This is a genomic window from Polaromonas sp., assembly GCF_030680935.1.
Lineage (GTDB): Bacteria > Pseudomonadota > Gammaproteobacteria > Burkholderiales > Burkholderiaceae_C > Polaromonas.
In genome coordinates this window covers 53,810-63,727 of sequence record NZ_JAUXUP010000024.1, presented here as the reverse complement: position 1 = coordinate 63,727, position 9,918 = coordinate 53,810, and the positions used below count along the sequence as shown (strand labels likewise).

The following is a 9,918-nucleotide window of genomic DNA, read 5'->3' as shown; positions in this document are numbered from 1 at the left end:
CAAGCTGACCAGCTGCGCCGAGTTTGGCGTGTCGGTGTTGCCGCACGCGCGTGGCCGCGGCTATGGTGCGCGACTGTTTGATCGCGCGGTGATCCATGCGCGCAATGAGGGCGTGAGCATGATGTTCATCCACGCGCTCAGCGAAAACACCGCCATGCTCAACATCGCCCGCAAGGCCGGCGCGGTGATCGAGCGCGATGGTTCCGAGAGCGAGGCCTACCTCAAGCTGCCACCGGCCGACCTGGATTCGCGCATGACCGAAATGGTCGAGGAACAGATCGCCCAGACCGACTACCGCCTCAAGGTCCAGGCCCGGCAGTTCTGGAGCATCCTGGCGATGGTCCAGGAAGTGCGGCGCGGCGTGCGCGACAGCCGCGACCGCATGTAAAGGTGGCCCCCACGGTCGCTGATATCCGTTCGTCCTGAGCCTGTCGAAGGATGCCCCCAGGGGCACGCCGAAAAATCAATCCGCAGCTGGCTTGTAGCGCCGTGCGCTGCTGCCATGGCGCCTGTCGGCCAGCGGCAGGCCTCCTTCTGCAGCCAGGGTGTCGGCGCTTTGCTGCAGGCGCGTCAGCAGGTCGGCCAGCAGGGTGACCTCTTGCGGCGTCAGCACGCTCAGTACATCGTGGTTGATGCGCCTGACCAGCGGAAACAGCCGCGCATGCAGATCTCTTCCCGCCTCTGTCAGCTCCAGCCGGATCTGACGGGCGTCACCAGCGCGGCTGCTGCGGCTGACCAGTTTTTTTTCCGCCAGTGTGGTCACTGCTTTGGAGGTGCGCGAGCGGTCCAGGTGGGCATGTTCTGCCAGCTCTGAAGAGCCCAGGGGGCCGCGCGAAGCCAGCTGCGCCAGAATGCGCCATTCGCGCCGGGTGATGCCGAACTGGCCTTCGCAGTAACGCACCACCATGCCGCCGGCGGTAGCCTGCAGGCGGCTCAGCCGGTACAAAAGCAGGTCGTCCAGAACCTCGGGCGCACCAAGGCTGGAGACCGCGGCAGAGGCGGCTTGAGGCAGGGCGGGCATCAGGGTTACTCCCGGGGATGATTGATTTCTGCAATCAAGGGTGGCGCCAGGACAATCGCGGCTCCAACCGGAGATTTATCATGCCACAGCCGCTGCTTTCCCCTGCGCCCAATCGCCGCAAAGTCCTGCTCCAAACCGCCGCTTGCACGCTGGCTGCCGGCCTAGCGCTGCCGCAACTGGCCCGTGCCCAGGCCGGGCCGATTCGCATCGTGGTGGGTTATCCACCCGGCGGCGCGTCAGACCGCGCCGCCCGTCTGGTGGGGGATCGAATGCAGCAGTTGCTCAAACGACCGGTGATTGTTGACAACCGTGTGGGGGCCGGCGGACGTCTTGCCGCGCAGCAGTTGGTCAACACCCCGCCTGACCAGACCGTGCTGATGATCGGCAACCCCGCGGTCATGAGCGTGGCCCCGCTGATCTACAAGGACCTCAAATTCGACCCGCTCACTGACTTTGTGCCCGTGGGGGCGGTCACGGACTACGATTTTGGTGTGGCGGTCAGCGCGGCCCTGCCAGTGCGAGAGGTGTCGCACATGCTGGCATGGATACGCGCCAACCCCGACAAGGCCAACGCCGGTGTGCCCGCGACTGGCAGCCTGCCGCACTTTTTTGCCCTGATGGTGAGCCAAATGGCGCAGACCAGGGTGGAGGTGGTGGGCTACCGGGGGTCGGCGCCGCTGCTCAACGACCTGATAGGCGGCCAGATCCCCATTGCCTTCGATACCCTGGACTCCCTGCTGCCGCAGCACGAGGGTGGCAAGCTGCGCATTCTGGCAACGTCCGGTGCAAAACGCTCGCCCTTTTCGCCCTCAGTGCCCACCTTCAGGGAACAGGGCCTGCCGCTGGTAGCCACCGGATGGAACACGTTGTTTGCACCATCCACCACGCCCAAACCGATGGTGGAGCTGCTGGCAAAAACCGTGCTCCAGATCATGCAGGAGCCCGACACACGTGCCAAATTTGAAGCCGCCAAAATGGTGCCGGTGGCCATGAACCAGGCACAAACCGCTGCCGCGCTCAAAGCCTTCAATGATCAGTGGAGCCCGGTGATCCGCCGCTCGGGCTTCAAGCCTGAAGCCTGATGAATTGACGCTGCGTGTGACTGCTTCAAAACGTCCCAACATCATTTTTATAGTGGCCGATGACCTGGGTTATGCCGACCTGGGCTGTTATGGCGGTCGCGCCCCGGTGTCACCGGTGCTGGATGGTCTGGCCGCCAATGGCCTGAAGTTCACGCAAGGCTATGCCAACTCACCGGTGTGCTCACCGACCCGCTTTGCGCTGATGACGGCACGTTATCAATACCGGCTACGCGGCGCAGCTGAAGAGCCGATCAACAGCAAAAGCCGGGGCAGCAGCACCTTGGGGCTGCCGCCGGATCACCCCACCTTGCCCTCGCTGCTGAAAGAGAGTGGTTACCGCACGGCCCTGGTTGGCAAGTGGCACCTGGGCTATCCGCCGCATTTTGGGCCCTTGCGCTCTGGGTATGAAGAGTTCTTTGGCCCGATGTCCGGCGGGGTGGACTACTTCAGCCACTGCGACTCCAGCGGGCGCAAGGACCTCTGGTTCGGCGAGGAGACGCAACAGGAAGAGGGCTACCTGACGGACCTGATTTCGCAACGCGCGGTCGACTACGTGCATCGCATGGCGACGGGCGCCAAAGAAGATCAGCCCTTTTTTCTCAGCCTGCATTACACGGCACCGCATTGGCCCTGGGAGACACGCGACGACGCGGCGCTGGCGCCAGAAATACAGGACAAGCTGTTTCATCTGCACGGCGGCAACATTCATACCTACCGGCGCATGATCCACCACATGGATGAAGGCATCGGCTGGGTGATACAGGCGCTGCAGCAGCAGGGTCTGACCGACAACACGCTGGTCGTGTTTACCAGCGACAACGGTGGCGAACGCTTCTCCGACAACTGGCCGCTCGTAGGCGGCAAGATGGACCTGACCGAAGGCGGCATTCGTGTGCCCTGGATTGCCCACTGGCCGGCACAGATTGAAGCGGGCCAGGTCAGCGAACAACACTGCATGACCATGGACTGGTCCGCCACCATGCTGGACGCGGCCGGCGTGCAGGCAGACCCGGGCTATCCGCTGGACGGTGCCTCGCTTATGCCGGTGCTGCGGCAGCCAGGCCACCGTTTTCACCGGCCGCTGCATTGGCGCATGAACCATCGGGGCCAGCGCGCGCTGCGCGACGGCGACTGGAAGTATTTGCAGGTGGACGGCAACGACTACCTCTTCAACATCCCCGCAGACGAGCGCGAGCGTGCCAACCTGGCCGGGCGCGAGCCCGAACGCCTGGCCGCCATGCGCGAAGACTGGACCCGCTGGAACGACAGCATGCCGGCGATTCCCGCCGATGCCACGGTGAGCCTGGGTTATTCGGCCAAGGACATGCCGCAGCGCTAGTCAGATGTGGACCCCCACGGTCGCTCACTGCGAGCCTGCGGCAACTCCCTGCCCCTTGCACGACAAAAAGGGGCCGCTGCGCCTGCGGGCCGGCAAAGCCGGACCCGCGGCCCCTGCTGGAACAGGAATGCATTCGCAGTTGGCCGCATCTCAATCAGTTCGTCCTGAGCATGCCGAAGGAGACCCTCAAACGCCAGCTCTGCAGCGCCACATGAATACGTTATCCTAGGCAGCTCGCAACTACGTACACCGCCTGTGTCCGACAACCCCCCCAGTAGACCGCCCAAGCCCGAAGACAAGCGCGGCTTCCTGCAAAAGCTTGCAGAGATGCTTCATCCGGGGCCCGACTCCAAGGCCGAGTTGATTGAAACGCTGGTCGAAGCGCAGGACAACGAGGTCATTGGCGCCCAAAGCCGCGAGATGCTGGAGGGCGTGATCCGCATGGCCGACATGACGGCTGGTGATGTGATGGTGGCCGCGCCGCGCATGGACGCCGTCAACATCGACGCGCCCTTCGACGAACTGCTGCATCTGGTGATAGACACCGCCCACTCGCGCTTTCCCGTTTACGAAAACGAGAAAGAAAACATCATCGGCATCCTGATGGCCAAGGATTTGCTCAAGCTGCAGCGCGCGCCCGAGCTCAACATCCGCGCGCTGCTGCGTCCGGCGGTGTTTGTGCCGGAAAGCAAGGGCCTCAACGACCTGCTGCGCGAGTTCCGCGGCAACCGCAACCACCTGGCCATCGTCATTGACGAGTTTGGCCGTGTCGCCGGCCTGATCACGATTGAAGACGTGCTCGAACAGATCGTCGGTGAAATCGAGGACGAATTCGACATCGCCGAGGACGACGGCGACATCTTCGGCCTGACCGACCACACCTACCGCGTCAGCGGCGACACCTCGATCGAACGTGTCAACGAGGCCTTCGGTGTGAGCTTGCCCGAGACCGACTTTGAAACCATAGGCGGTCTGGTGGCCCACGAGATGGGTCATGTGCCCAAACGCGGCGAGCAGTTCGCACTGGCCGGGCTGCAGTTCACCGTGCTGCACACCAAAGGTGGCGCGGTTCGCTGGTTCAAGGTGTCGCCTGTAGCCGCAAGCTGAGGCATTCGGAGGAAGGCGCAGATGGGCAAGCAGACGATCAACAGCATGATGGCTTCGCTGCCGACCATGCCGGCGCTGCTGGAGCACATGGGCCACGCCCGACTTCGCACACGCTTGTCGTTGCTGGATATTGCTATTGTTTTAATAGCTGGTTGCGCGCATGCCTTCAGCATGGCCTGGCCTTTTTCCTTTGGGTTTGCGCAGGGGCAGACGATCTGGTGGCTGCAGTTGCTGGCGTTGGCCACGCTCGTCTGGCAGCTGGACCGCTGTAAACGCTGGCGCCAGGGCTTGCTGCTGGGCTGGTTGTTTGCCACCGCCGGCCTGTGCGCCACCTGGTGGTGGCTTTATATCTCGCTGCATGTGTATGGTGGGCTGGCCGCGCCGCTGACGGTGCTCGCCGTAGGCGGGCTGGCGGTTTTTCTGGCGACCTACTATGCCGTGGCTGCGGCGCTGTTTGTGGGCATGGCCCCTGTGGGGCGTACGCGCCGTGCTGTCGTTTTTGCGGCGCTCTGGTTGCTGGCCGAGCTCGCCCGGGTGGAATTTTTTACCGGCTTTCCCTGGGGTGAAGCCGGTTACGCCCATCTGAGCGGCTGGCTGGACGACTATGCCCGCTGGGTCGGCGTTCATGGCATGACTTTCCTGGCGGCGTTTATCGCAGCCAGCTTTGCCGGCCTGGGCCGCACGAAGCGGCAGTTGCTGGTGTTTCCGTTGCTGGTTCTGCTGTTGGTGGGAGTGGCTGTTTTTGCCGGACGCTCCACATCCACTCCGGCGGGCCGGATGCAGGTCACCCTGCTGCAAGGCAATATCCCGCAGGACGAAAAATTTCAGCCTGGCAGCGGCCTGCCCACTGCGCTGCGCTGGTACGCAGAGCAATTGCAGGCCGCCAAAACCGCACTGGTGGTGGCGCCAGAGACTTCCTTGCCGTTGTTGCCGCAGCAACTGCCAGAGGGCTACTGGGCAGCGCTGCAGACCCGTTTTGCAAGCGGCCAGCAGGCTGCATTGGTTGGTATTCCGATGGGCAGCAGCGGCGCAGGTTATGCCAATTCGGTGGTGGGACTGGTGCCCGGCAAGTCAGAGGTCTACCGCTTTGACAAACACCACCTGGTGCCTTTTGGCGAGTTTGTGCCGACTGGCTTTCGCTGGTTCATCAACATGATGAACATTCCGTTGGGCGACTTCCAGCGCGGCAAACCCGGGCAGGCCACGTTTGACTGGCAGGGCCAGCGCCTGGCGCCCAACATCTGCTACGAAGATCTGTTTGGCGAAGAGCTGGCCGCAAGCTTTGCGGATGCAGCCACCGCGCCTACTGTGATGGTCAACGTCAGCAACATCGGCTGGTTTGGCAACACGGTGGCCATTGACCAGCACCTGAACATCTCGCGCATGCGTGCGCTGGAGTTCGAGCGGCCCATGATCCGCGCGACCAACACCGGCGCGACGGTGATCATTGACCACCGCGGTCAGGTCACGCATGAACTGCCGCGCCATACGCGCGGCGCACTGGTCGGCGAGGTCGAGGGCCGCAACGGCATCACGCCTTACGCCTGGTGGGTCTCGCGGTATGGTCTGTGGCCGCTGTGGGGCTTGGGGCTGGCGCTGGTGTTGCTGGCTGCACTCTTTCGCCGCCGTTAACCGGCAACCGGGGCGCTATAAAAATCGTAGCTGCTTGCGCTCATCCAGAAAGGGCTGAAGGCTTATTTTGCTTGTAAGTATCAGCGCAGGGCCTGCCCCATACGTACCAGGCGACCGGGCCGCCCGGCGGTGATCTCGCCCTCACGCTGCACCGCCACGCCGGCCACCCAGGTGCCCACATAACCTTGGGCCTTCTGCAAAAAGCGCTTGCCGCCGGCCGGCAGATCCCGCACCAGCACCGGTGTGCCCACACTCAGGCGCTGCGGGTCTATCAGGTTCAGGTCGGCGCGTTGGCCGGGGGCAATTGTGCCGCGATCCGTCAGGCCCAGGTAACGCGCATTGCGTTGCGTCATCATCTCGACCGCGCGCGCCAGCGGCAGTTTGCCTTGGGCGCGGCCCAGCACCCAGTGTGTCAGCATGAAGGTGGTGAAACTCGCGTCGCACACCGTGCCCACATGGGCGCCGGCGTCGCTCAGGCTGGACAACACACGCGGATGGTCCAGCATCTGGCGTACCGCATCCAGCGAGCCGCTGTTGTAGTTGAAGATCGGGAAGTAGATGAGATGGCTGCCGTCGCCGCCGGCCAGGTGGTCGTACAGCGCCTCCAGCGGCGTGATGCCGCGCTGTTTGGCCAGCACCAGAAAGCTTTGCATCACGTTCGGCTCGTAATTGAGCGTGGCGTCCAGCGGGAACATGCGGCCGCTGATCATGTCGATACGCGCCAGCAGAATGTCCACCAGCGGCGGTATCGCCGTGCCGTCGCCGGCCAGGCGGTCCGACTTCTCGGCCAGGATACGCGCCTTGCGCGCCGGTTCGCGCAGCGCGGCCGCGCGTTCGGCCAGCGGCAGGTGGGCGACTTCCTTGTAGCCGGGGAAACCCATGAAGGGGTGAAAACTCGCGTCGAGACCGTTGATCACGCCAATGCCGCGTGCGGCGGCCTGCAAGTAAAGCGGCAGGCCGGCGGCCACCGCGGCATCGACGCGCTCGCGAATCGCTTCGTACTGCGCACCGCCCGGGTCACGCTGCAGCCAGGTCATCGACAAGGGCTTGCCACTGGCGCGCGCCAGTTGTTCGACCAGGTCAAATTCAGCATCAAAACCTTCCGGCCCCTGCAGCAGGTTGAAGTCGCTGACGACCTGCAGCACGCCGTGATCAATGCCGTCAAAGGCGCCGGCCAGACCGACCAGTTCGGCAGCAGTGGCTTCGGCGGCGGGCGTCTCTTTGCCTTCGGAGGTGCGGTGGTTGTCACTGCGGCCAGTGCTGAAGCCGGCGGCGCCAGCCTGCAGGGCCGCGTGCAACAGGGCGCGCATCGCGGCGATGTCGTCCGGGGTGGCCATCTGTTTGGCAACGGCCCGCTCACCCATCACATACATGCGCAGCGGGTCGTGCGGCACCTGCACCAGGTAGTCCAGGCTGCGCGGCGTTTTTTCCAGCGCGTCCATGTACTGCGGAAAACTTTCCCAGTCCCAGCGTATGCCTTCATGCAATGCCGCCCCCGGAATATCTTCCACCCCCTCCATCAGTTTGATCAGGTCGTCCTGGTGGCCAGAGCGCACAGGCGCGAACCCCACGCCGCAATTGCCCATGACGAGTGTGGTCACGCCGTGGTAAATGCTGGGCGTGAAGTTGTCGTCCCAGGTCACCTGGCCGTCGTAGTGGGTGTGGATATCGACAAAACCGGGCGTGAGCCACAGGCCGTGCGCGTCCACGGTTTCAAGGGCGGCCTCGTTGGTGGTGCCCACAACAACAATGCGGCCATCACGCACACCGACGTCGGCCACAAAGGGCTCGCCCCCGCTACCGTCCACGACGGTGCCGCCTTTAAGCAACAGATCGAGCATCTTTTCTCCTCCACCACCAAGCCAGGGACAGGCCGCTGACGATGTGCCAGATGCCCCACAGGCTGGCCAGCGTCACCATGCCCAGGTCGCTGTTGAACTGCACACCAATGATGCCCAGCGCCAGCCCGGAGTTTTGCATGCCACCTTCAATCATCACCGCGCGGCGGTCTTTCTCGCTGACCCGCATGGTCACGCTGGTGATCCAGCCAAAAAAGAGACCGCTGGCGTTGTGTAGCACCACGATCAGCAGTGTTGGCAGCAGGCCGAGCGTGAGCAACTGGCGCTCCTTGATCAGCCCCGCCACGATGAACAGCAGCAGTGCGGCCACGGCGAAATTCCCAAGCGGCTTGCGGATGCGCGCGGTGATGCCAGGCAACTGGTGCGAAAAAAGCAGGCCCAGGCCCATGGGAACGGCCAGCAGCAATAGCAGGCTGATCCAGATGGCTGAAGGGTCAATCGCCAGTTCACGCAGCCAGGCCGCAGTGGCCGGGTTGCTGGCAATCATCCAGCTGAAGTTGAATGGTGTGGCAAACAGTGCGATCACGCTGGCCACGGCGGAGACACTGACCGACAGCGCGGTGTTGCCGCGCCCCAGGTGCGTCACCACATTGCTCAGGCTGCCACCAGGGCAGGCCGCCACCAGAATCATCGCAGCCTCCATGTTGGGCGGCAGGTCCAGCGCCAGCGTCGCCAGCCAGGTGGCTACCGGCAGCAGGATGAACTGCGGAATCAACCCGCATATGACCGCCCGGGGCGTTTTGGCGACGCGTGTGAAGTCCTCCACCCGCAGCTCCAGCGCGACTGAAAAGACCATGGTGGCCAGCACCAGGCTCAGGATCAATTGTTGTGTTGTCATGACACTTTCCTTGTGCCTGAGGGTAACCGGGTGAAAGCTCCGTAAAATCAAGGGTTTTCGCGGGTTCAGCCCGCTTCGGCCATCCTGGCGGCCTGCCCCGCCGCACTCCCAATTTATGTTGACCTTTCAGCAAATCATCTTGACGCTCCAGTCCTACTGGGACAAACAGGGTTGCGCGCTTTTGCAGCCCTATGACATGGAGGTCGGTGCCGGTACCTCACACACCGCTACCTTTTTAAGAGCACTGGGCCCCGAGCCCTGGAAGGCCGCTTATGTGCAGCCCAGCCGCCGGCCAAAAGACGGGCGTTACGGCGAAAATCCAAACCGCCTGCAGCACTACTACCAGTACCAGGTGGTGCTCAAGCCGGCACCCGCCAACATCCTGGAGTTGTATCTCGGTTCGCTGGAAGCACTGGGCTTCGACTTGAAAAAGAACGACATCCGGTTTGTTGAAGACGACTGGGAGAACCCCACGCTGGGCGCATGGGGCCTGGGCTGGGAAGTCTGGCTCAACGGCATGGAGGTCACGCAGTTCACCTACTTCCAGCAGGTGGGCGGCATCGACTGCAAACCCATCACCGGCGAGATCACCTACGGCCTGGAGCGTCTGGCCATGTATTTGCAGGGTGTGGACAACGTCTACAACCTGACCTGGACTGAAGGCGCGGACGGCTCAAAGCTCAGTTACGGCGACGTGTACAAACAAAACGAGGTCGAGCAATCGACCTACAACTTCGAGCACAGCGATGCCGACTTTTTGTTCACCGCTTTCACTGCGCATGAAAAGCAGGCCAAACACCTGATTGACGTGCAGCTTGCGTTGCCGGCCTATGAACAGGTGCTGAAAGCCGCGCACAGCTTCAACCTGCTCGACGCGCGCGGTGCGATCAGCGTGACCGAGCGCGCCGCCTACATAGGCCGCATCCGCAATCTGGCGCGCGCCGTGGCGCAGAGTTATTACGAAAGCCGCGAACGACTCGGCTTCCCCATGGCGCCGCGCGAGTGGGTGGAACAGATGACGAAGAAGGCTGCATAACAAC

9 protein-coding genes are annotated in these 9,918 nt (G+C 63.2%); 6 read left to right on the top strand and 3 right to left on the bottom strand.

All coding sequences use genetic code 11. From position 1 onward, the window contains the following. A partial coding sequence (locus Q8L50_RS06615; RefSeq protein WP_305347867.1) for a GNAT family N-acetyltransferase occupies positions 1 to 388 on the top strand: 388 nt, incomplete at its 5' end. Positions 389 to 463: 75 nt separating this feature from the next. Here the strand turns inward: Q8L50_RS06615 and Q8L50_RS06610 are convergent. Next, complete coding sequence (locus tag Q8L50_RS06610; RefSeq protein ID WP_305347866.1) at positions 464 to 1,021, bottom strand: MarR family winged helix-turn-helix transcriptional regulator; 558 nt, start codon at positions 1,019 to 1,021, stop codon at positions 464 to 466. 80 nt (positions 1,022 to 1,101) lie between these two features. Between Q8L50_RS06610 and Q8L50_RS06605 the strand changes: the two genes are divergently transcribed. The 4 genes from Q8L50_RS06605 (at position 1,102) to lnt (ending at position 6,181) form a co-directional block, all read left to right on the top strand. Beyond that, the gene (locus Q8L50_RS06605; RefSeq protein ID WP_305347865.1) at positions 1,102 to 2,103 is read left to right on the top strand and encodes a tripartite tricarboxylate transporter substrate-binding protein; all 1,002 of its coding nucleotides are present in this window, start codon (positions 1,102 to 1,104) and stop codon (positions 2,101 to 2,103) included. 10 nt (positions 2,104 to 2,113) lie between these two features. Next, positions 2,114 to 3,442, top strand: coding sequence for a sulfatase (locus Q8L50_RS06600; protein ID WP_305347869.1), 1,329 nt, complete (start codon positions 2,114 to 2,116; stop codon positions 3,440 to 3,442). Between the two features lie 255 nt (positions 3,443 to 3,697). Then, positions 3,698 to 4,549 (top strand): HlyC/CorC family transporter, encoded by an 852-nt coding sequence (locus Q8L50_RS06595; RefSeq protein ID WP_305347864.1) that lies wholly within the window; start codon positions 3,698 to 3,700, stop codon positions 4,547 to 4,549. 21 nt (positions 4,550 to 4,570) lie between these two features. Beyond that, the gene (gene lnt / locus Q8L50_RS06590; protein ID WP_305347863.1) at positions 4,571 to 6,181 is read left to right on the top strand and encodes an apolipoprotein N-acyltransferase; all 1,611 of its coding nucleotides are present in this window, start codon (positions 4,571 to 4,573) and stop codon (positions 6,179 to 6,181) included. Between the two features lie 80 nt (positions 6,182 to 6,261). Here the strand turns inward: lnt and Q8L50_RS06585 are convergent, their stop codons facing one another. Together Q8L50_RS06585 and Q8L50_RS06580 are read right to left on the bottom strand one after the other, a co-directional pair. After that, positions 6,262 to 8,022, bottom strand: coding sequence for an amidohydrolase family protein (locus tag Q8L50_RS06585; protein WP_305347862.1), 1,761 nt, complete (start codon positions 8,020 to 8,022; stop codon positions 6,262 to 6,264). Then, a complete protein-coding gene (locus tag Q8L50_RS06580) occupies positions 8,003 to 8,929 on the bottom strand; it encodes a bile acid:sodium symporter family protein (RefSeq protein ID WP_305347861.1) in 927 nt (308 codons plus the stop codon). The genes Q8L50_RS06585 and Q8L50_RS06580 overlap by 20 nt, the downstream gene beginning before the upstream one ends. A 64-nt stretch (positions 8,930 to 8,993) precedes the next feature. Here Q8L50_RS06580 and glyQ point away from each other — a divergent pair, with 64 nt between their 5' ends. After that, the gene (gene glyQ / locus Q8L50_RS06575) at positions 8,994 to 9,914 is read left to right on the top strand and encodes a glycine--tRNA ligase subunit alpha (protein ID WP_305347860.1); all 921 of its coding nucleotides are present in this window, start codon (positions 8,994 to 8,996) and stop codon (positions 9,912 to 9,914) included. Positions 9,915 to 9,918: the final 4 nt, after the last annotated feature.